Here is a 19,737-nt window from a genome sequence, read left to right as displayed (position 1 = left end):
CCGGTTGTCACGCAGCGGTTTCGCGCGGCAGCCGGACGGTGAAGGTGGTGCCGACACCCTCGGTGCTGCGCACATCGACCGAGCCGCCGTGCGCGGTGACCAGCGCCTGCACGATCGACAAACCGAGGCCGGTGCCGCCGCTGCTGCGGGCGCGCGAGTTGTCGGTGCGGTAGAAGCGTTCGAAGATGCGGTCGGCCTCGTCGGCGGGTAGGCCGGGGCCGGTGTCGGCCACCTCGAGCAGCACCTCGCTGGCGGTGGGGGTGAGGCGGACCGCGACCGAGGCGTCCGGCGGGGTGTGCGTTAGCGCGTTGTTGAGCAGGTTGGCCAGCACCTGGCGCAGCCGTGCCTCGTCGCCGGTGACCTCCAAAGTGCCTTCGCCGGTTTCGATTTCGAGTTCGATGCGGCGGTTCGAGCCGTCCGGGTCGGCGGCCGCCGCCATCGCCCGCGCGCTGTGCACGGCGTCGCTGGCCACGGCGAGCAGATCGACCTGGCCCCGCTCCAATGGACGCTGTGCGTCCAGCCTGGCCAGCATCAGCAGATCCTCGACGAGGATGCCCATCCGCTGGGATTCGCGTTCGATGCGGTCCATGAACAGGTCGGGATCGGTGGTCGCGCTGCGGTTACCCGCCCCGTCGGCGCCGCCTCCTGTCATCCCCGTTTGCCGATAGAGCTCGGCGAAGCCGCGAATGGTGGTGAGCGGGGTGCGCAACTCGTGGCTGGCATCGGCGACGAACTGGCGCATCTTCGCCTCCGACCGCTTGGCCGCGGCCTCCGATGCCTCGGTCTTGGCGAACGCCTGCTGAATCTGGGCGAGCATGCCGTTGAGCGATCGGGACAGCCGGTCGACCTCGGTGTTGCTGCCGTGCACCGGAACTCGGCGATACAGGTCACCGCGGGCGATGGCGGCGGCGGTGTTCTCCACCCGCAGCAGCGGGCGCAGGCTGCGCCGGATCACGAAGTACGCGGCGACGGCCAGCGCGGTCAGCACGATCAACCCGACAACCAGTTCCAGCATCACGAGGCGTTGCACGATGTCGAAGTTCTGGTTGAGCGGCAGCGCCACCGTGGTGGTGCCGTCCGGAACACGCACCGTCAAGGTCCGCCATTCGATCGGTCCGCCGCCGGCCGAGCGCACGGTCATCGGACCGATCTGCGGCGAATCCGGCAGGGCGGGTTCGACATCGAGGCCGAACGCCTTGATCACGTAGATCCGTCCGTCGTCCTGCACCGAGCGGACGTAGAACTGGCTGGTGTGCCGTGGATCGCCCGGCAAGCTCGGCGGCGGGGGCACCCGGCGACGCGACCATTCGATCGCGCCATTACGTAGCTGCTGATCGGTGCGGTCGGTCAGCGAGCGTTCCAGGCCCGAGGTGACCACCATGCCGGAGATCAGCAGCCCGAGTCCCGCGGTGGCGACCAGAATCAGCATCAGCGTCACCCGCAGGGGGATCGCCGAGAGCACACCGGAGGTCTTGGCGCGCAGCGCCGCGATCCGGCCCTCCGTCATTTTCCAGCCGACCGGCTGCGACTCGGTGCGCGCATCACGTAGCCGACCCCGCGCAGGGTGTGAATGAGTCGCTCGTCGCCGGTGTCGACCTTCTTGCGCAGATACGACACGTAGGTCTCGACCACGCCGACCTCGCCGCCGAAGTCGTAGCGCCACACGTGATCCAGGATCCGCGGCTTGCTCAGTACCGTGCCCGCGTTGACCATGAAGTACCGCAGCAGGGTGAACTCGGTGGGGGACAGCGCGACCGGCTCGCCCGCCTTCCACACCTCGTGGGTGTCGTCGTCGAGTTCGATGTCCTCGAACCGGAGCCGGGAACTCTCCCGCTGCGGTGCGGCGTGCCCGGCGCGGCGCAGGATCACCCGCAGCCTGGCCACCACTTCCTCCAGGCTGAACGGCTTGGTGACGTAGTCGTCGGCGCCGAGGGTGAGCCCGGTGATCTTGTCCTGCACCTCGTCGCGCGCGGTCAGGAACAGCACGGGGGAGTCGATGCCGTCCGCGCGAAGCCGGCGCAGCAGGCCGAAGCCGTCCATGCCCGGCATCATCACGTCGACGATCAGCGCCTGCGGCCGGAAGCTGCGCGCCTTGTCCAGCGCCTGCGCCCCGTCGACGGCCGTGTCCACCGCGAAGCCCTGGTAGCGCAGGCTCACCGCGAGCAGCTCCACGATCATCGGCTCATCGTCGACCACCAGCACCCGCGCCTCGGGTGCCTGCTCCGCAGGCGCACCACTCATGGGTTAATCGTCCGGCATCCGGCTGCGAACATGCTGGACCAAACCTGGGTGATTCCTGTGAACGGCGTCAGCGGGACGGTTGACGCTCCTCGGGGTAGGTGTCGTCGTCGGTCAGCAGGGCGCTGCCTGCGACCTGGCCCTGGGCCAGTGCCTCCAGGAAGGCTCGGGCCCAGCGGTCCACGTCGTGCGCGAGGACCTGGCGGCGCAGCGAGCGCATCCGGCGGCGTTTGGTGTCGCGGTCGTCTTCGATGGCGGAGACGATGGCGTCTTTGACGCTGTCCAGGTCGTGCGGGTTGCACAGGTAGGACTGGCGCAATTCGGCTGCGGCGCCGGTGAATTCGCTGAGCACCAGGGCGCCGTTGAGGCCGCTGTGACAGGCGACGTACTCCTTGGCGACCAGGTTCATGCCGTCGCGCAGCGGCGTCACCAGCATCACGTCGGCGGCCACGAAGAAGGCGATCAGCTCATCGCGCGGGATGGGGCGGTGCAAATAGTGCACCACCGGGTAGCCGACCTGGGCGAACTCGCCGTTGATCCGGCCGACCTGACGCTCGATATCGCCGCGCATCTGGATGTAGCTCTCCACCCGCTCACGGCTCGGCGTGGCCAGCTGGACCATCACGGTCTCGGACGGGTCGATCCGCTCTTCCAGCAGCAGCTCTTCGAGCGCGTTCAGCCGGATATCGATACCCTTGGTGTAGTCGAGGCGGTCGACACCGAGCAGGATGTTCTTCGGATTGCCCAGTTCCGCACGGATTTTCGCGGCCCGCTCGCGGATGGAGCGGCGCCGGGAATGCTCGTCGAGTTCGGCCGAAGAGATCGAGATCGGGAAGGCGCCGACCCGGACCGTACGGAAGCCGACCTGCACGACGCCGAGTTTGGAACGGACGCCGACGGTGCCACGCGAGGTCGGCTGCCCAGCCAGCCTGCGGGCCAGGTAGAGGAAGTTCTGCGCGCCGCCGGGCAGGTGGAAGCCGATCAGGTCGGCGCCGAGCAGGCCCTCGACGATCTCGGTGCGCCACGGCATCTGCATGAACAGCTCGACCGGCGGGAACGGGATGTGCAGGAAGAAACCGATGGTCAGGTCGGGGCGCAGCATCCGGAGCATCTTCGGCACCAGCTGCAGCTGATAGTCCTGCACCCACACGGTGGCGCCCTCGGCGGCCACCTTCGCGGTCGCCTCGGCGAAGCGCCGGTTCACCGTGACATAGGCAGCCCACCACTTGCGGTCGTAGACCGGACGCACGATCACATCGTGATACAGCGGCCACAGCGTGCCGTTGGAGAAGCCCTCGTAGTAGTCGGCGACCTCCTGTGCCGTCAGCGGCACCGGATGCAGCTCGAGCCCGTCCTCGATGATCGGATCGACGTCCGCGTCGGGCACCCCCGCCCAGCCGACCCAGGCGCCTTTGTTGTTGCGCAGCACCGGTTCCAGCGCCGTGACCAGACCGCCCGGACTGCGTTTCCATCGGGTCGTGCCGTCGGGCAGCCGTTCCAGGTCGACCGGCAGCCGGTTGGCCACGACAACGAAACCGGAACCGGATTCGGCAGGGCCGGTGCTCGTGCTGCTGGTGTCCTCGGCTGCGATGTCTAGGGCGGGGTCGGAGTCGTCGGACGAAGTCATCTGGTCCACTCACGCATCCTTTGCGCGTCGCTGGGTTCTCCGGAGAATCCGGTGCGTCGACGTCGCCGTTGGCGTCGAAAGGCTGGGGCTTTATTCTGCCCGGGCGCTCGGTGCGATGCCGAGCATCGACAACAGCATCCGGCACTCGTCGGCGTCCTCGGCGTAGGCCGCGACAACGCGCTGGGCCTGACGTGCGGTTTCGTCGGCCAGTGGTTCCAGATCGTCGTCCGCGATGTCGTTCGCGCTGCCCTTCGCGGCCATCTTCAAGTCCTCCCGGTTCACTACGCTCGTACGTGCGAATAGTCAATGGTATCTGTCCTCGGCAGACGCGGGTGGCACCCGCGTCAGACCAGCCCCCGGCCGGTGTGCCGACTCCATCCCTCCCTATACCGTGGGACGGAGCATCAACTCCACGAAAGGGTCGATATGCCGCTGGCCACGGTGAACGGAATTTCCCTCAACTACCAGGTCAAAGGTGACCGCGCGCGGGGTACCGATGTCAAGGGTTCTGGTCCGCTTGTGGTCATGATCATGGGCACCGGTAGCCCCGGCCGGGTCTGGGAACTGCATCAGGTGCCCGCGCTGGTCGCCGCGGGGTACCGGGTGTGCACCTTCGACAACCGCGGCATCGCACCCTCCTTCGAGGCCGCGACCGGCATGACCATCGACCAGTTGGTCGCCGACACCGCCGGACTGATCGAGCTCCTCGACGAGGGGCCCGCGCTGGTAGTCGGTACCTCGATGGGTGCGCGGGTCGCGCAGGAACTGGCGCTGGCCCGCCCCGAACTGGTCCGCAAGGCCGTCTTCATGGCAGGCCACGGGCGCCTCGATCAATTCCAGAAGACGCTCTCGCTCGGCGAGCACGAGCTCGACGCCAGCGGAGTGAAACTGCCGGAGAAATACGAGGCCGCGATCACCGCGGTGATGAACCTGTCGCCCGCGACGCTGGCCGAACCGAACTCGGCCCGCGACTGGCTCGACCTGTTCGAATTCACCGGTGGACCGGTGCCGCCCGGCATCCGCGCGCAGCGTCGGATGGATCACGATTTCGACCGGGTGCAGGCCTACCGCGCGATCACCGTGCCGTGCCTGGCCGTCGGCTTCGCCGACGATCGGATGATTCCGCCCTACCTGTCCAGGGAAGTTGCCGAGGTCATCCCCGGTGCGCGCTACCAAGAGGTGCCGGACGCGGGTCACTTCGGCTATCTGGAACGCCCGGAAACAGTCAACAAGATTCTGCTCGACTTTTTCGCGAGCTGAGATTCCACGGCCAGAGGTAACCGCCCAGGCGTAACGTCTCCCTTGCTAGGGTCGAAACAACGCTCGGGACTCCAACGGCGCGCAAGTCCGTTGAACCCTCCGGTTCGTCGGGCCCGGCGCCGAAGGATCCACGAGCGATCCCATACATAGCGCCAGTATCCAGTGAGGTGAAATTGAGCACCAATCCCTTCGATGACGAAGACGGCCGCTTCTTCGTCCTGGTCAACGACGAAGAACAGCATTCGCTGTGGCCTGCCTTTGCCGAGGTCCCGGCCGGATGGCGGGTCGTGTTCGGCGAGGACAGCCGCGCTGCCTGCGTCGAGTACGTCGAAAAGAACTGGACCGACATGCGTCCGAAGAGCCTGCGCGACGCGATGGCCGCCGACGACGCGGCCCGTCAGGGCGCCCAATCCTGAACTCGCGGTAGCCGAATACTGCGCTGGGACACTCGCCGACTGCGTGATGCCGTAAACCCGGTGTCACGCAGTCGGTGTGCCCGGCTATGATGGCAACCGCTTTCCGAAGGCACCCGCCTCCTTAGCTCAGTGGTAGAGCACTCGCCTTGTAAGCGAAAGGTCGTCAGTTCAATCCTGACAGGGGGCTCCGGTTCGAGCGCGTCGGTAACGGCGCGCTCGTTCGTGTTGTAGAGGCCCTGCTCGTTTTTGTAAGCGAAAGGTCGTCAGTTCAATCCTGACAGGGGGCTCCGGTTCGAGCGCGTCGGTGACGGCGCGCTTGTTCGTGTTGTAGAGGCCCTGCTCGTTTTTGTAAGCGAAAGGTCGTCAGTTCAATCCTGACAGGGGGCTCCGGTGGTCCTGTGACCTGCCGGCACAGCAGGCCGCAGGCCTGAATTAGGTAGGGCACGCTGCTCGAACAGCACTGAACTGCACATCGGGCACTGACGGATCCACGCCGGGCCTAACCGCAGATGTCGGTACGTGACCATATGGTTGGACGTATGACCGACATCGCTCCACTGGCCGCGTCCACGCGGGCAACCTTCGGCGATCCGGGCGTGCACGCCGTAGTCCGGGCCGGGCGCACCGTGCACGCGGTCAGCCTCGGGCAATGGGTCGGCGACGAAGAAGTCCCGGAACTGTTGTGCCACACCGGTGTCGCCGGATGGTCACCCGCAGCGCTGGAACCGACCCGGGCCGCAGTCACCTGCGCCCGATGCCTGCGCAGAACCGGCGGACAAAATCTTGCCTCGCAACAGCTTCCGCTGTTCGGCGAGGCGAACACCACCGACGACGCCGAACATGCGTAGCACCGACCGTATCGGTTACGGCTGAACCGGCCGGACTTCGCTTGCCTTGCGGTATCTTCCGTGCCGGCCTTCGCCGATGAGCCAGGTAACCGGCATGCCCGGCGTGATGCGTTGTTCGTCGTCCTGGTATTCCCAGATGGAGAACCACACGTCGTCGCCGGAGTGGCAGGCGATGAGGCCGTCGTAGCTGTGCGGGAGCCACCATCGGACCACGCCGTCGAGGCTCGGATCGGGGTCCTTCGCTGCCTCGACCTGCCCATACGGTATCGAACCGCCCCGTCCCTGCCACCCGTCGTTGGTGGGGAGCAATGGCTGGTCCCCACCTTCAGGGTCGGCGGGCCAGATCTTTCCGCTGCGGGCCAGGACATCGTCATGGATGCGCTGGGCGAGTTCGCACGCCACACCGCTCGCGGTGAGCTCGCTGGGGGTACAGCCGACAAGGACATTCAAGGCCGGGATGGTGAATTCGATCCACCATCCGGGCGGGGAAGGTTGACGGCGGAGGTGTTCGGGGATCGTTTCGTCTATGTGTACCTCGAAGCCCAGAGCCGACTTGATGTCGGTCGCCAGCAGGTCGGCGCCGCGCTTCGATGTGTCCTGATCCATGTAGATATCATCCTGAATAGGGGACGGTGCAACGGTTGAGGGGGGTCACGTACAGGGTGTTTCCGGCCGCGTGAGAAGCGATTACGTGGATTTCATCCCCGGCCTCGTACACGTAGCGCCCGCCTTGATACCGGGGGATCGTGAAGTGCAGGTTGTCGTCCTTGTGGATAGTCTCCGTTTTCAGGGGCGTGCCGTTAACCAGTATCTGGTAGTCGTACCTGCCTGGTACGTCGGCGATGTCGTTGATGAACATGGCCCACGCGATGTTGCCAATGTAATCCGTTCCTGCTGGTCTGGTGTCGACTTCGACTCTGCCCCAGTTGGTCGTGACTCTGTAGTTGGTGCACGGCTGATACTGAGCCTGTGCGACTCCAGAAGCCTGGATGCTCGTGATCATCAGGATCATCGACGCCATCGCGAAGAGAAGTATTCGACTGAATCTGCCTGCCGGTCTCGACGTGGCTGCCCGGATCCGGCCAGCTCCTACACTGAATTCGGCAGAGCGGCCGAGAAGGGTCGCGTGCGAGGTCGGACCGACCGTGCGGAATAGGTTCATGACGTGTTCCCCCGTATTTCTGAACTGTGAACAGCTGCAGCACAGCCCCGGCCCCTCCCAGGCCCGAAACTTGCTTTGTCACAAGGTTTGACGGCGGCCGCCGTTGATCGGTTCCCCAGTTTCGGAAGAAACTTTTCCGGTCGAACGATGAGTGCGGTTCGTGCTGGCGCAGGCGATGTTCTATTTCGGGATGGCCAAGGCGATTCCGACGCAGATGCCGTTTGTGTTGAACCGGCTGGTGGAGCCCTATGGCAACTTCAGCCCGGAGGGGGTGCTCCGGTCGCAGGTCAGTGTGTCGCAGCCGTACGAAATCGCGCTCGGCGCAGCGGAATTGCTGGCGGGCCTGCTGTTGCTGGTGCCGCGAGCGACCGCGGCCGGGGCACTGCTGTGTGCGGTGGATATGACGCAGGTCGAAGGACACCCCCAACCTGTACGGCATCTACCGAGTGGACGGCTTCTCCTCCGAGGGTTATCCCCGCGACCCCTTGCTCACCGACGAATTACGTTGGCGCCGAGTCGTTATCGATCGCCCGTTCCACGTCTCCGACCCCATGGTGCTCACCATCCAGCACATGGACGACTCCTTCGAGGTGTACGGCGGCACCATCGATCCGAAGCGCCACTTCATCGACCTGCGCCACCGGATAACGCTGGGCACCTACGAGGAAACGCCGGTCCGGGTACGACTCACCTACTGGTGGCCCAGCCCCGGACGCATGGTCATCGACGCGGACGACTACGCCGGTCACCGCATCCATACCTCGTTCACCGAACTCGACCCGAAGTCCTTCCCGCTGCTCGAACGCGGCTTCAGCTGGGTCCAGGAACAGCCTTACAACCGGTGAACGAAAAGGTGGTCGAACGCCGCTGCGGCGCTCGACCACCCGCGATGGACTCAGTCCGGGACGTTGGCTCCGTAGCCGAGGTCCCGCAGGGCCTGCTTGATCTTGGTTTGTGCCTCGTCCATGGATTCCGGACTCGGGTCGGTATCCGCGCCGGAGATGTCGAAGTCGCCCATGGTGAACGCCGGGAAGACGTGCACGTGCAGGTGTGGCACCTCGAGCCCGGCGATCAGCAGCCCGGCGCGCGGTGCGTCCCAGGCGGCGCGCACGGCCTGGCCGATCTTCTGGGCGACGACGTTCAGGCGGGCGAAGGTGTCCGCGTCGATGTCCTGCCACTGATCGATTTCCTTACGGGGCACCACCAGGGTGTGCCCGGGGGTGACCGGTGCGATGGTGAGGAAACCGACGAATTCGTCGTCCTCCCATACGAATCGACCTGGTAGCTGACCGGCGATGATCGCGCTGAAGACAGAAGCCATGCCCCGCAGGCTACGCCGAGGTGAAATGCGACAGGATGCCCTGCACCTCGTAGATGTCGACCTGGCGGTTGAACCGTTTCTGGAACGGCTCATGGCTACCGGAGATCCAGATGCAGAGCTCGGCGTCGAGGTCGAAGGTGCCCGCGGTCTCCACCGAGAAGTGCGTGATCGCGCGGTAGAGGATGCTGTGATAGCTCACCTTGCGGCCGGTCACGCCCTGCTTGTCGACCAGGATCAGGCGTCGATTGGTGAACAGGATGGCGTCGCGTACCAAAAGATACGCGGCATAGATCTGTTCGCCCTCGCCCATCAGTTTCGCGTATTCCTGTTGCGCCCGGCCGGGATCGATCCGTCCGGCATTGCCCATCAGTCCGTCGATCAGACCCATCGTGTGCACATCCTTCGCGCGGTGTGGGTGGTGTGGCCCGGCTGAGGTATGCCGGAACCATCCCTTTCCATCATCCATGTCGCGAGACCGATATTCGATGGTCGACTGCTGTTCATGAGTGAGCGCAGCGCTCCATGCGGCTTCACCTAAGCTGTCTGCCGTGCGCGTACTCGTCATCGGTTCCGGAGCCCGTGAACATGCCCTCGTCCTCGCGTTGCGCCGTGACCCCGCGGTCAGCGCGATCGTCGCAGCGCCGGGCAACGCGGGTATCGCGCAGCACGCGACGACCAGGCCGGTCGATCCGTGCTCGGCGGAGGCGGTGGTCGCGCTGGCCACTGAGTCGGCCGCCGATCTCGTCGTGATCGGACCCGAGGTGCCGCTGGTGCTCGGCGTCGCCGACGCGGTGCGGGCCGCCGGGTTCGCCTGTTTCGGACCGTCCGCCGCGGCCGCGCGGATCGAGGGCTCCAAGGCCTTCGCCAAGGATGTGATGGCGGCGGCGGGGGTGCGCACCGCGCACAGCGAGATCGTGGACACCCCGGCCGACCTCGATGCCGCGCTGAGCCGGTTCGGGCCGACCTGGGTGGTGAAGGACGACGGTCTCGCCGCGGGCAAGGGCGTGGTGGTCACCGCCGACCGGTCCGCGGCCCGCGACCACGGCGCCGAGCTGCTGGAGCAGGGGCACCCGGTGCTGCTGGAGTCGTTCCTGGACGGGCCGGAGGTTTCGCTGTTCTGCCTGGTCGACGGGGAGACGGTGGTGCCGCTGCTGCCCGCGCAGGATCACAAGCGGGTCGGCGACGGCGACACCGGCCCGAACACCGGCGGCATGGGCGCGTACACGCCGCTGCCGTGGCTGTCCGTAGAGGCCGCGACCGCGATCGTCGACGACGTGGTGAAACCCGTTGCGGCCGAACTGGTTCGCCGAGGAAGCGCGTTCTCCGGGCTGCTCTACGCTGGCCTCGCGATGGGTGTCGCAGGACCCTCGGTCGTCGAATTCAATTGCCGCTTCGGTGATCCCGAAACTCAAGCCGTGCTGGCCCTGCTGGAGAGCCCGCTCGGCGAGCTGCTCAACGCCACCGCCACCGGCACCCTCGACCAGGTCGACCCGCCGCGCTGGCGTGCGGGCTCGGCGATCACCGTGGTGGTCGCCGCCGAGAACTACCCGGGTCGCCCGCGCATCGGCGACGTGATCACCGGCGCGGGCGACGGCGCGGTGGACGACTCCGCCGCGGTGCTGCACGCCGGAACCGCGCTGCGCGAGGACGGTGCCCTGGTCTCCTCCGGCGGCCGCGTGCTCAACGTGGTCGGTGTCGGCGCCGATCTCGCCGAGGCGCGCACGCACGCCTACGAGCGCATCGCCTCGATCAAGCTGCCGGGCAGCCACTACCGCACCGACATCGGCCTCGCCGCCGTCGAGGACCGCATCGCAGTTCCGCCTCTCCGCGAATTCAGGCCAGACACGGGTGCCGCGACCGTGGCGTCGGCGGCCGACGGCGACCTGGTGGGTTGAGCTAGCCCGTGCCCGGCGAGTTACCCATGTGCTCGCGAAATCAGTCGCCGCGTCGGGCCGACACTAACCAACCGTAAGTCCGTGTAGGGCCAGCCACGGCTGTGGGTCGACGTGCTGGCCGCCGATGATGACCTCGAAGTGCAGGTGCGGGCCGGTGGAGTCGCCGCGGTTGCCAACGCGGGCGATCTGCATCCCGGCCGGGACCCGTTCGCCGCGGGAGACGAAGAAGTCGTACATGTGGCCGTACACGGTGATGGTGCCGTCGTCGTGCCGGATGCGCACCCAGAGTCCGAAGCCCTCGGCCGGGCCCGCGTCGATGACGGTGCCGTCGGCGACCGCGTAGATCGGGGTGCCGATCGGGGCCGCGATGTCGATACCCGCGTGGAAAGTGCCCCAGCGGGAACCGAATCCGGAGGTGAATGTGCCGTGGGCGGGCAGGAAGAAGCCGCCGATCCCGGGCAGCGTCGCGCCGGGCAGCGTCGTCGCACCGCCGCCACCCATCCACGGTTGCCATTCGCCCGCCGCCGCGGCGGCGGCCTCGGCCTTGGCGCGTTCCAGGGTGGCGCGCGCGGCCGCCGCGACCACGGCCTGTTCGCGCAGGCGTTCGCCGTTGTCGATGGCGTTCAGGTACCGGCGCACCGAGGGCGGGGTGGACTGCACCTGCAGGGGATAGGCGACCGCGACCCGCTGGGCGTGATCCTGGTCCGGGACGCGGTCGCTGATCGCACCCGCGAAGGACGCGTCGCCCGCGGCGAAGACGGCGGTCACCGCGAGCCCGGCCAGCAGTACGCGATGCTTGCGCAGCAGTGCGAGGATCCGGTCGCGGTCGGGTCGTTTATCCCACTTGTCGCGCAGCTCGGAGCGCCGCCGCCACAGTTCCCGCGGATCGGGCCGCCGCCGCAGGATCTCCTGGACGTTGCGTCGATCGAGCAGGGCCCGCAGGCCGCGCGCCGGTCGTTCCCGGAGCCGGGCGCGCCAGTCCGGCGGAACGACCCCGATGCCACCCACACCGCGCACCCGGTCTAGCCCAGCTCGTCGAGCATTCTCGAGCATCAAGCCGACCATAACCCTGGTGGGAGGAGAACGCACGACAGGCGCCGGGCCGGCGTCGCGACGGAGTCTGCGGGGCGAGACGAAAGACGAGCGTCAGCGACGTGTCGTCGTGCGACACCGTCTACCGTCTCACGGGTGTCCAGAGAATCTCGCCGGTCGACCATTCCACCTTTCTACGTGATGGATGTCTGGAAAGCTGCGGCGCAACGGGCCAGGACCCACGCAGATGTGCTCGTGCTCGCCGCCGGACAGCCGTCGACGCCGGCGCCCGCGCCGGTGCTGCGCGCGACCAAGACCGCGATCGAATCCGAATTGCTCGGCTACACCGAGACTTTCGGCATCCTGCCGTTGCGTGCGGCGATCGCCCAGCATCACACCGAGACCTACGGCTACGCCGTAGACCCGGATGACGTGGTGGTCACGACCGGATCGTCGGGCGCGTTCTCGCTGATCTTCCTGGCCGCCTTCGACCCCGGCGACACCGTGGTGGTGGCTCGGCCCGGCTATCCCGCCTACCGCAACACGCTCACCGCGCTCGGCTGCCGAGTGGTGGAACTGGACTGCGGCGCGGAAACCAGGTTCCAGCCGACCGTCGCCATGCTGGACGCGCTGCCCGAACCGCCGGCCGGACTGGTGGTCGCGAGCCCGGCCAACCCGACCGGCACCATGATCGCCCCCACCGAACTGGCCGCGCTGGCCTGCTGGTGCGCCGCGCACGGCACCCTGCTCATCTCCGACGAGATCTACCACGGCATCACCTACGACAGCTCGGACACCGGAACCTCCTCGTCCTGGGAGACCTCCCGCGAATCGGTGGTCATCGGCTCGGTGTCGAAATACTTCTCGATGACCGGCTGGCGGCTCGGCTGGATGCTGGCGCCAAGCGGATTACGTCCCGCCCTGCAGCGACTCGCCTCCAACCTCACCGTGTGCCCGCCCGCGATCTCGCAGTACGCGGCGCTGCACGCGTTCGGTGCCGAGGCCAAGGCCGAACTCGACGGGCATGTGCGCCGTTACGCGATCAACCGGCAACTGCTGCTGGACGGCCTGCCGAAGATCGGCATCACCGACCTGGCTCCGGCCGACGGCGCCTTCTACGCCTACGCGGATATCGGCCATCTCACCGATGACGCGCGCGCGTGGTGCACCGACGTGCTAGACAACACGGGTGTCGCGCTCGCGCCGGGCATCGACTTCGACACCGTGCACGGAAATCGGACAGTTCGCTTCTCGTTCGCGGGCGCCACTGCGGACATCGAGCAGGCGCTGGTTCGTCTAGGGCACTATCTGGGTGTTTGATCGTCGTGTCCGGCAACAACTTTCCGCAGTTCGGCACCATGGCCGCGCGGATACGGTAGAACATCGATGGTTGCTTTTCCTCGCTGATTTCCCCTGGAAGAACTGATGACGACTGGCACGATGGCACGGTGATCACCGCGACGACCCCGAAAGGCGAACGGCGTCGCCAGGCTTTGGTAGCTGCCGCCGCCGAGTTGTTGCTCGAAGGCGGGTTCGAGGCGGTGCGGCATCGGTCGGTCGCGACCCGCGCCGATCTGCCGCTGGCGTCGACCACCTACTACTTCGAATCGCTGGAAGATCTGATCGCGCGCGCGGTCGAATTCAGCGGCAACGTGGAGCTCGACGCGATGCGCCGCCGGGTCGGCGAGGTGAGCCATCGCCGCCGCGGCGCCGAGGCGACCGTCGACCTGGTGCTCGATCTGCTGGTCGGCGTCGACGGGCACTGGCACGACGATGGCGCGCGCGGGCAGTTGATCGCCCGCTACGAGCGGTCGGTGGCCTCCGCGCGACACCCCGAGCTGCGCGAAGTGCAGTTACGCCTCAGAGCCCAGCTCGATGAGCTGCTCGCCGATGTGCTGCGCCGCTCCGATCGACTGGTGCGCCCCGAGCAACTGCGCAGGTTGGTCGCGGTGGTGGACGGCGCGGTGGTCGCGGCACTGACCGAAATGGATCCGGAACCACGCCGAATGGCCCGTGGTGCGCTGCTCGAGGTGATCGACATCGTCGCACCGGCGACGCCCCAGCAAGTGGACCGGTTCCGCGCATTAGACTGACACGACGTGAGCCTTGTTCCGAACGTCCTTGCCACCCGATACGCCAGTCCCGAGCTGGTTCGGCTGTGGTCGCCCGAGAACAAAATCGTGCTCGAGCGGCGACTGTGGCTGGAGGTGCTGCGGGCCCAGTCGGATCTCGGAATCGAGCTGCCCGCAGGCGTACTCGACGATTATGAGCGGGTGATCGACCAGGTCGATCTCGCCTCCATCGCCGAGCGTGAGCGGGTCACCCGGCACGACGTGAAGGCGCGCATCGAGGAATTCAACGCACTCGCCGGGCACGAGCAAGTGCACAAGGGCATGACCAGCCGCGACCTCACCGAAAACGTGGAGCAGCTGCAGATCCGGCTCTCGCTCGAGCACGTACACGCGCACGGCATCGCGATCGCGGCCCGGCTCACCGAGCGTGCCGCCGAATACCAGACGCTGGTGATGGCTGGGCGTTCGCACAATGTCGCCGCGCAGGCCACCACCCTCGGCAAGCGGTTCGCCTCGGCCGCCGACGAGCTGCTGATCGCGCTGACCCGGGTGCGTGAACTGATCGACCGGTACCCGCTGCGCGGCATCAAGGGCCCGATGGGCACCGCCCAGGACATGCTCGATCTGCTCGGCGGCGATCCGGCCAAGCTTTCGGCGCTCGAGGAGCAGGTGGCCAGGCATCTCGGCTTCGCGACCGTGCTCACCAGCGTCGGTCAGGTGTACCCGCGCTCGCTCGACCACGACGTGCTCTCCGCGCTGGTCCAGGTGGGGGCAGGCCCGTCCTCGTTCGCGCACACCATCCGGCTGATGGCCGGCAACGAGCTGGTCACCGAGGGCTTCCAGCCCGGCCAGGTGGGCAGCTCGGCGATGCCACACAAGATGAACACCCGCTCGTGCGAGCGCGTCAACGGCCTGCAGGTGGTGCTGCGCGGTTACGCCTCGATGGCCGCCGAACTCGCTGGCGCGCAATGGAACGAGGGCGACGTCTTCTGCTCCGTGGTCCGCCGCGTCGCGCTGCCGGACGCCTTCTTCGCCATCGACGGCATGATGGAAACCTTCCTCACCGTGCTCGCCGAATTCGGCGCCTACCCCGCCGTCATCGCCCGCGAACTCGACCGCTACCTCCCCTTCCTCGCCACGACCCGCATCCTGATGGCCGCCGTCCGTGCCGGCGTCGGCCGCGAAACCGCGCACGAGGTCATCAAGGAACACGCGGTGGCCGTAGCCCTCGCGATGCGCGAACAAGGCCGCGAACCCGATCTCCTCGACCGCCTCGCGGCCGACCCCCGCCTCCCCCTCGACCGCGCCGCCCTCGACACCGCCCTCGCCGACAAGTCCGCCTTCATCGGCGCCGCCGAAGCCCAGGTCGCCGACGTCATCGCCGCCGTCCAAAAACTCGTCGACCAGAACCCCACCGCCGCCAACTACACCCCCTCCCCAATCCTGTAGCGGGAGTGGTTGTTTCGCCGCGAATTCGCTAGCAGGTGTCATAGCTGACCGGTATCGTCCGACGGTGACCATTCATGCCTTTGTGGACGAATCGATCCGCCGGGACAGATACATCCTGTGTGCGGTGCTGATCCCAGGTGAGCAACTGCATCAGGCACGTGCGCTGGTTCGCGGGTTTTGTCTCCCTGGCCAGCGTCGATGGCACTTCAACGACGAGTCGGAGCAGCGACAGCGTCAGATCATCGCTGCTATGGCCCGTTGTCGAGGTGTTGCGGTTGCGATTTACAAAGGCCGTGGTCCAGAGGTCGGAACTCGGCATGACTGTATGACGGAACTTGTGACCGACTTGGTCGACATCAAGGCCAATCGGCTGGTCGTCGAGTCGCGGGAGAGTCAGGATCAACGTGATCGCCACTCCATCGCGTCGGTTCTACGAAAAACCTCTGCAGAACTTCAGTACGCACACATGCCGCCACACACCGAGCCTTGCTTGTGGTGGGCGGACGCCGCAGCTTGGGCATTTGGAGCTGGCGGCAAGTGGAAGGCAGCGATCACGCCGCTCGTGCGATTGATCTTCGACGTGGATAGCCCCCCATTACAGCGCGAAACCCGGATGCTGGTCGTCCGGCCAGGACCCGGGTCCACTTCTCCCAGCTAGTGCCAAGAGCTATCTCGATGTTACTGCATCTGATGTTCAGTGGCTATGCAATTGCGGTGCCGCTACGCGCGGCTGGCGGGTCGGAGCTCCGCGCGGCGCGGAACCGGCTTCCCACCGTCCGGTGACGAGCCGGGTCCACTTCTCCCAGCTAGTGCCAAGAGCTGTCGTCAGTATGCCTCTGTCGAGTTGGGGCGCGGTAGCGAATTTATCGCGGGCGGGGGTCATCGCGCGCGTTAGGGTTTCGGCGTGAATCCGTACACGATTTTTGGGGAGATCATTGCTGGGCGGGCTGAGGCCAGTCGGGTGTATGAGGACGATGATGTGTTGGCGTTCATGGATATTCGGCCGATGACGCCGGGGCATGTGTTGGTGGTGCCCAAGGTGGTGGCGCGCAGTCTTGCGGAGTTGGATCCGGTGGTTGGCGGGAAGTTGTTTCAGGTGGGGCAGCGGGTGGCTGCGGCGTTGCGGGTGAGTGAGGTGGGGTGTGATGGGGTGAATTTCTTTCTTGCCGATGGGGTGACGGCGGGGCAGGAGGTGTTCCATGTGCATTTGCATGTGATTCCGCGGACGGCGGGGGACGGGTTCGGGTTGCGGGGGCGGCCGACGAGTCCGCGGCGGGCTGATCTGGATTATCTGGCTGGGTCGATTCGGGGGGCGTTGAGCCGCTGAACGGTTCGTTCGCCAGGCGGTATGAGCGAGGGACGTTCCGGGGTCCAGCTAATTTGCTGAGCGAACGCCAGAGAGCTTCGTCACTTCCGCAACGCCTGGCGGTGAGCTACCTTTAAAAGCCGTTGTGATGCGGCGATGGAGGTGTGACCGTGCGTCGAACACCAGTTGCTGTAGTAGTGCTGACCGTGGCGCTCGGCTTGCTCGGGCCCGCGGTCATCGGACCTGCGACCGCCTCGGCCGCGCAGCTCGAGCGGGTCGACATCCTGAGCCCGACGCGTACCGCGGTGTTCATCAATTCACCCGCGATGGGACAGACCGTTCAGGTTCAGGTGCTGCATCCGGTGGGCGGCGGCCCGCGACCCGCTTATTACCTGTTGGATGGCCTAGACCCCGGCACTAGTCAGAGCACCTGGACCAACGCCACCGACGCGGAACAATTCTTCGCCGGTGCGAACGTCAACGTCGTGCTCCCGGTCGGCGGCGAGGCCAGCTACTACACCGACTGGCAACAGGACGATCCGCAACTCGGCCACTACCGGTGGGAGACGTTCCTGACCGAGGAACTGCCACCGCTGATCGACGCCCGTTTCAACGGCAACGGCGTCAACGCGATCGGCGGGTTGTCGATGGGCGGCAACGCGGCCTTCATCCTCGCGGCCCGCAACCCGTGGCTGTACCGCGCCGTCGCGGGCTACAGCGCCTGCCCCGACACCGGCCTGGCGATGGGCGCGGTGATGTTCTCCATCGCCAACCGCGGCGGCAACCCACTCAATATGTGGGGACCTCCCGGCAGCCAGGCCTGGGCCGAACACGACCCGGCTCTGCTGGCAGAACGCTTGCGCGGCAAGACAATCTATCTGTCCAGCGGCACTGGCATCCCTGGCCCGCACGAGACGGAGATCAAACCCCAACTGGCCGAGAACATCTTTCTCGGCGGCCCGGTGGAGGTCGGCGTCAACGCGTGCGTCGTCTCATTCGAGCAGCGCCTGCGCGGCCTCGGCATCCCCGCCCGAGTCGACTACAGCGCCACCGGAACTCATTCCTGGTCCTATTGGCAGGACACGCTGCACGCGTCATGGTCGACCATCGCCCCGGCCATCGGAGCCTGAATTCGGTAAGGGCACAGCCGTTTTCCTAGCATTGAGCACGACAATCGCGATCTGCACCCGGTTTTCGGCATCGAGCTTGGTGAGCAGCCTGCTGGTGTACGACTTCACGGTCGCGATGCTCAGGTGCATTTCCTTGGCGATATCGGAGTTGGACAGACCACGCCCGATCGCCTCGGCGACGTCACGTTCGCGCTCGGTCAGCGAGGTGAGGGCGGCGCGGGCCCGCTCGCGCGCCGCCGCTTCGTCACTCGACCCGGCGGTGGCGACCGAGATCAGTTGCGCGGTAACGCTCGGCGAGAGCATCGGCCGACCCGCCGCCACCTGTTTGACCGCGGCGACGATTTCGGCGGGAGGTGTGTCCTTGAGCAGGAACCCGTGTGCGCCGATCCGCAACGCCTGCAACACCATGTCGTCGGCGTCGAACGTGGTCAGCACGAGCACCCGGGGTGGGTCGGCCCGGCTCAGCAGTTCGCGGGTGGCGTCGAGGCCGTCCCGGATCGGCATCCGGATGTCCATCAGCACGACGTCGGGCGACTGTTCGCGGACCACGGCGACTGCCTGTTCGCCGTCGGCGGCCTCGCCGACCAGTTCCAGCTCCGGATCGCCGCCGAGGATCAGCGTCAGCGCCGAGCGCGCCAACGGCTCGTCGTCGACGACGACCACGCGGACGCGGGTATTCATCTGTCGCTCTTGACGATAACGGCGGGCCACGGCAACACGGCACGCAGCCGGAATCCGCCTGCCGGGTCGGGGCCGTAATCCAGTGTGCCGCCGACCAGTTGGGCCCGTTCGGTGAGACCGAGCAGGCCGTAGCCGGAGGACGGCAACGCGAGGCCGGGATGGTGCGGCGCCGAGTTGCCGACGTCGACGATCAGATCTTGGCCCGGCCCGCCGTCGATGCGCACCCGGACCGCGGCGCCGGGAGAGTGCTTGCGTGCGTTGGTCAGTCCCTCCTGGGCGATGCGATACGCCGTGCGTGCGCTGGTCGCCGGGAGGTCGTCGGTGGTGGTGTCGGTGATCGACACGTCCATGCCCGCCGAGCGTGCCTCGTCCACCAGGCGCGCGAGATCGGCCAGCGTGGGCTGCGGCGGTTCCGGGGTGCCGGTGAGCGAGTCGTCGCTGGTACGCAGCACGCCAAGCACCTCACGCAACTCCTGCAGTGCGAGATGGGCGTTCTCGGCGATGGTTTTCGCCGTCGTCGCGGTCTGCTCCCTGGTCAGGTCGGTGCGGAACCCGAGCGCGCCGGCGTGCATCGCCACCACCGAAATCCGATGCGCCAGCACATCGTGCATCTCCCGCGCGATGCGATTGCGTTCGAGCAGGCGCGCCTCGGCGGCCCGCGCGTGCTGTTCCCGCTCGGCGGTCTCCGCGCGAGAACGCAACGACCACACCAGGTCTCGTCGCGCCCCGACCGCGAAGCCGACCGCGACGACAACGGCGACGGCGGCCGTGAGCACCGACGGCCCGACCCAATAGGGTTGCAGGTCGGTATTTTTCGGGTAGATCACGCTTTCGGTGAGTAAGCCGGTCCCGATGCTGACGATGGACAGCGCGATCGTCTCCGGGTAACGCCGCCGGGTGGCCAGCGAACACAGCACGAGCGCCGCCGCGCCGTTGGCGGTGACCGACGCGGTGGACGCCACCGTCACGATCGCCGCGGTCGCCACCGGATACCGGCGCCGCAGCAGGGTGAGCAGCATGCAGGCCAGGCCGAGCAGCGGGTCCCCCACCTGGAACCAGGTCAGCAGCGCGCCGTCGATCGGCGCCATTTCGCTGTTCGTGGTGGACCACGCCCACAGGCCGATCATGAGCACCGCAGCCATCCGCCAGGCGTGCGACCACGGCCGAAGCGGTGGCGCCGACGACAGGGGTGCGGTGGACATGACGCGACTGTAGGTGGCGCGCGTTCGCCGGCGCATCGGCCTCCAGGGCGAATTCGGATCGACCAAAGGATGAACCGCCCGCAGACCGATGGCCGATG

General features: G+C 66.9%; 20 protein-coding genes, 1 tRNA gene and 2 pseudogenes. 12 read left to right on the top strand and 11 right to left on the bottom strand.

The window, feature by feature from the left end:
• Positions 1–7: 7 nt before the first annotated feature.
• From ACIA8C_RS15275 to ACIA8C_RS15260, 4 genes are all read right to left on the bottom strand, one after another.
• Positions 8–1,507 (bottom strand): sensor histidine kinase, encoded by a 1,500-nt coding sequence (locus ACIA8C_RS15275; RefSeq protein ID WP_397134917.1) that lies wholly within the window; start codon positions 1,505–1,507, stop codon positions 8–10.
• On the bottom strand, positions 1,504–2,241 hold the full coding sequence (locus ACIA8C_RS15270; RefSeq protein ID WP_150403823.1) for a response regulator transcription factor: 738 nt from the start codon (positions 2,239–2,241) through the stop codon (positions 1,504–1,506). Before ACIA8C_RS15270 ends, ACIA8C_RS15275 begins: the two co-directional genes overlap by 4 nt.
• A gap of 67 nt (positions 2,242–2,308) precedes the next feature.
• Positions 2,309–3,865, bottom strand: a complete 1,557-nt coding sequence (locus ACIA8C_RS15265; protein WP_397135655.1) for a trehalose-6-phosphate synthase — start codon at positions 3,863–3,865, stop codon at positions 2,309–2,311.
• A gap of 90 nt (positions 3,866–3,955) precedes the next feature.
• A complete protein-coding gene (locus ACIA8C_RS15260; protein ID WP_150403824.1) occupies positions 3,956–4,147 on the bottom strand; it encodes a hypothetical protein in 192 nt (63 codons plus the stop codon).
• 144 nt (positions 4,148–4,291) lie between these two features.
• On the opposite strand from ACIA8C_RS15260, the gene ACIA8C_RS15255 reads away from it, so the two are divergent.
• From ACIA8C_RS15255 to ACIA8C_RS15240, 4 genes are all read left to right on the top strand, one after another.
• A complete protein-coding gene (locus ACIA8C_RS15255) occupies positions 4,292–5,125 on the top strand; it encodes an alpha/beta fold hydrolase (RefSeq protein WP_397134915.1) in 834 nt (277 codons plus the stop codon).
• 173 nt (positions 5,126–5,298) lie between these two features.
• The gene (locus tag ACIA8C_RS15250) at positions 5,299–5,541 is read left to right on the top strand and encodes an MbtH family protein (RefSeq protein ID WP_011207082.1); all 243 of its coding nucleotides are present in this window, start codon (positions 5,299–5,301) and stop codon (positions 5,539–5,541) included.
• 115 nt (positions 5,542–5,656) lie between these two features.
• Positions 5,657–5,728 (top strand) — tRNA-Thr (locus ACIA8C_RS15245).
• A 352-nt stretch (positions 5,729–6,080) separates the two neighbouring features.
• Positions 6,081–6,389, top strand: a complete 309-nt coding sequence (locus ACIA8C_RS15240; protein WP_397134913.1) for a hypothetical protein — start codon at positions 6,081–6,083, stop codon at positions 6,387–6,389.
• A 15-nt stretch (positions 6,390–6,404) separates the two neighbouring features.
• Here ACIA8C_RS15240 and ACIA8C_RS15235 read toward each other — a convergent pair whose 3' ends face one another.
• The gene (locus ACIA8C_RS15235; protein ID WP_397134911.1) at positions 6,405–6,995 is read right to left on the bottom strand and encodes a hypothetical protein; all 591 of its coding nucleotides are present in this window, start codon (positions 6,993–6,995) and stop codon (positions 6,405–6,407) included.
• Positions 6,996–7,002: 7 nt separating this feature from the next.
• Positions 7,003–7,410, bottom strand: a complete 408-nt coding sequence (locus tag ACIA8C_RS15230; RefSeq protein WP_397134909.1) for a hypothetical protein — start codon at positions 7,408–7,410, stop codon at positions 7,003–7,005.
• A gap of 292 nt (positions 7,411–7,702) precedes the next feature.
• Between ACIA8C_RS15230 and ACIA8C_RS15225 the strand changes: the two are divergent.
• Positions 7,703–8,396: pseudogene (locus ACIA8C_RS15225) on the top strand (DoxX family protein); the annotation flags it as partial.
• Positions 8,397–8,446: 50 nt separating this feature from the next.
• Here the strand turns inward: ACIA8C_RS15225 and ACIA8C_RS15220 are convergent.
• Both ACIA8C_RS15220 and ACIA8C_RS15215 read right to left on the bottom strand, forming a co-directional pair.
• Positions 8,447–8,872 (bottom strand): HIT family protein, encoded by a 426-nt coding sequence (locus tag ACIA8C_RS15220; protein ID WP_396995348.1) that lies wholly within the window; start codon positions 8,870–8,872, stop codon positions 8,447–8,449.
• Positions 8,873–8,882: 10 nt separating this feature from the next.
• Positions 8,883–9,260 carry a PH domain-containing protein gene (locus ACIA8C_RS15215; protein ID WP_397134907.1) on the bottom strand — a complete coding sequence of 126 codons (378 nt, stop codon included), beginning with the start codon at positions 9,258–9,260 and terminating at the stop codon, positions 8,883–8,885.
• Between the two features lie 160 nt (positions 9,261–9,420).
• On the opposite strand from ACIA8C_RS15215, the pseudogene purD reads away from it, so the two are divergent.
• Positions 9,421–10,692 (top strand): annotated as a pseudogene (gene purD / locus ACIA8C_RS15210) (phosphoribosylamine--glycine ligase); the annotation flags it as partial.
• Positions 10,693–10,830: 138 nt separating this feature from the next.
• Here the strand turns inward: purD and ACIA8C_RS15205 are convergent.
• Complete coding sequence (locus ACIA8C_RS15205) at positions 10,831–11,820, bottom strand: M23 family metallopeptidase (RefSeq protein ID WP_397134905.1); 990 nt, start codon at positions 11,818–11,820, stop codon at positions 10,831–10,833.
• Between the two features lie 135 nt (positions 11,821–11,955).
• On the opposite strand from ACIA8C_RS15205, the gene ACIA8C_RS15200 reads away from it, so the two are divergent.
• From ACIA8C_RS15200 to ACIA8C_RS15175, 6 genes are all read left to right on the top strand, one after another.
• On the top strand, positions 11,956–13,119 hold the full coding sequence (locus ACIA8C_RS15200) for a pyridoxal phosphate-dependent aminotransferase (protein WP_397134903.1): 1,164 nt from the start codon (positions 11,956–11,958) through the stop codon (positions 13,117–13,119).
• Positions 13,120–13,247: 128 nt separating this feature from the next.
• Positions 13,248–13,892 carry a TetR/AcrR family transcriptional regulator gene (locus ACIA8C_RS15195; protein ID WP_397134901.1) on the top strand — a complete coding sequence of 215 codons (645 nt, stop codon included), beginning with the start codon at positions 13,248–13,250 and terminating at the stop codon, positions 13,890–13,892.
• Between the two features lie 6 nt (positions 13,893–13,898).
• Positions 13,899–15,320: an adenylosuccinate lyase gene (gene purB / locus ACIA8C_RS15190; RefSeq protein ID WP_397134899.1), complete on the top strand. Its 1,422-nt coding sequence runs from the start codon at positions 13,899–13,901 to the stop codon at positions 15,318–15,320.
• Positions 15,321–15,384: 64 nt separating this feature from the next.
• The gene (locus tag ACIA8C_RS15185) at positions 15,385–15,978 is read left to right on the top strand and encodes a hypothetical protein (RefSeq protein WP_397134897.1); all 594 of its coding nucleotides are present in this window, start codon (positions 15,385–15,387) and stop codon (positions 15,976–15,978) included.
• Positions 15,979–16,224: 246 nt separating this feature from the next.
• Positions 16,225–16,647, top strand: a complete 423-nt coding sequence (locus ACIA8C_RS15180; RefSeq protein WP_397134895.1) for an HIT family protein — start codon at positions 16,225–16,227, stop codon at positions 16,645–16,647.
• 149 nt (positions 16,648–16,796) lie between these two features.
• The gene (locus ACIA8C_RS15175) at positions 16,797–17,756 is read left to right on the top strand and encodes an alpha/beta hydrolase (RefSeq protein ID WP_397134893.1); all 960 of its coding nucleotides are present in this window, start codon (positions 16,797–16,799) and stop codon (positions 17,754–17,756) included.
• On the opposite strand, the gene ACIA8C_RS15170 is transcribed toward ACIA8C_RS15175, so the two are convergent.
• Both ACIA8C_RS15170 and ACIA8C_RS15165 read right to left on the bottom strand, forming a co-directional pair.
• Entirely contained in the window at positions 17,721–18,437 is a 717-nt protein-coding gene (locus tag ACIA8C_RS15170; RefSeq protein WP_397134891.1) for a response regulator, read from the bottom strand. The two genes, ACIA8C_RS15175 and ACIA8C_RS15170, sit on opposite strands and share 36 nt — an antisense overlap.
• Complete coding sequence (locus ACIA8C_RS15165) at positions 18,434–19,639, bottom strand: sensor histidine kinase (protein WP_397134889.1); 1,206 nt, start codon at positions 19,637–19,639, stop codon at positions 18,434–18,436. Before ACIA8C_RS15165 ends, ACIA8C_RS15170 begins: the two co-directional genes overlap by 4 nt.
• Between the last annotated feature and the right edge of the window lie 98 nt (positions 19,640–19,737).

It is taken from the genome of Nocardia sp. NPDC051321 (assembly GCF_044455225.1).
Taxonomy (GTDB): domain Bacteria; phylum Actinomycetota; class Actinomycetes; order Mycobacteriales; family Mycobacteriaceae; genus Nocardia.
The sequence above is the reverse complement of the archived record's forward strand: the minus strand, read 5'-3'. Positions and strand labels throughout refer to the sequence as shown.

Coding starts and splice junctions, on each gene's coding strand:
- ACIA8C_RS15275 (WP_397134917.1), bottom strand. CDS start 1,507: ATGACGGAGGGCCGGATCGCGGCGCTGCGCGCCAAGACCTCCGGTGTG.
- ACIA8C_RS15270 (WP_150403823.1), bottom strand. CDS start 2,241: ATGAGTGGTGCGCCTGCGGAGCAGGCACCCGAGGCGCGGGTGCTGGTG.
- ACIA8C_RS15265 (WP_397135655.1), bottom strand. CDS start 3,865: ATGACTTCGTCCGACGACTCCGACCCCGCCCTAGACATCGCAGCCGAG.
- ACIA8C_RS15255 (WP_397134915.1), top strand. CDS start 4,292: ATGCCGCTGGCCACGGTGAACGGAATTTCCCTCAACTACCAGGTCAAA.
- ACIA8C_RS15240 (WP_397134913.1), top strand. CDS start 6,081: ATGACCGACATCGCTCCACTGGCCGCGTCCACGCGGGCAACCTTCGGC.
- ACIA8C_RS15235 (WP_397134911.1), bottom strand. CDS start 6,995: ATGGATCAGGACACATCGAAGCGCGGCGCCGACCTGCTGGCGACCGAC.
- ACIA8C_RS15230 (WP_397134909.1), bottom strand. CDS start 7,410: ATGGCGTCGATGATCCTGATGATCACGAGCATCCAGGCTTCTGGAGTC.
- ACIA8C_RS15220 (WP_396995348.1), bottom strand. CDS start 8,872: ATGGCTTCTGTCTTCAGCGCGATCATCGCCGGTCAGCTACCAGGTCGA.
- ACIA8C_RS15215 (WP_397134907.1), bottom strand. CDS start 9,260: ATGGGTCTGATCGACGGACTGATGGGCAATGCCGGACGGATCGATCCC.
- ACIA8C_RS15205 (WP_397134905.1), bottom strand. CDS start 11,820: ATGCTCGAGAATGCTCGACGAGCTGGGCTAGACCGGGTGCGCGGTGTG.
- ACIA8C_RS15170 (WP_397134891.1), bottom strand. CDS start 18,437: ATGAATACCCGCGTCCGCGTGGTCGTCGTCGACGACGAGCCGTTGGCG.
- ACIA8C_RS15165 (WP_397134889.1), bottom strand. CDS start 19,639: ATGTCCACCGCACCCCTGTCGTCGGCGCCACCGCTTCGGCCGTGGTCG.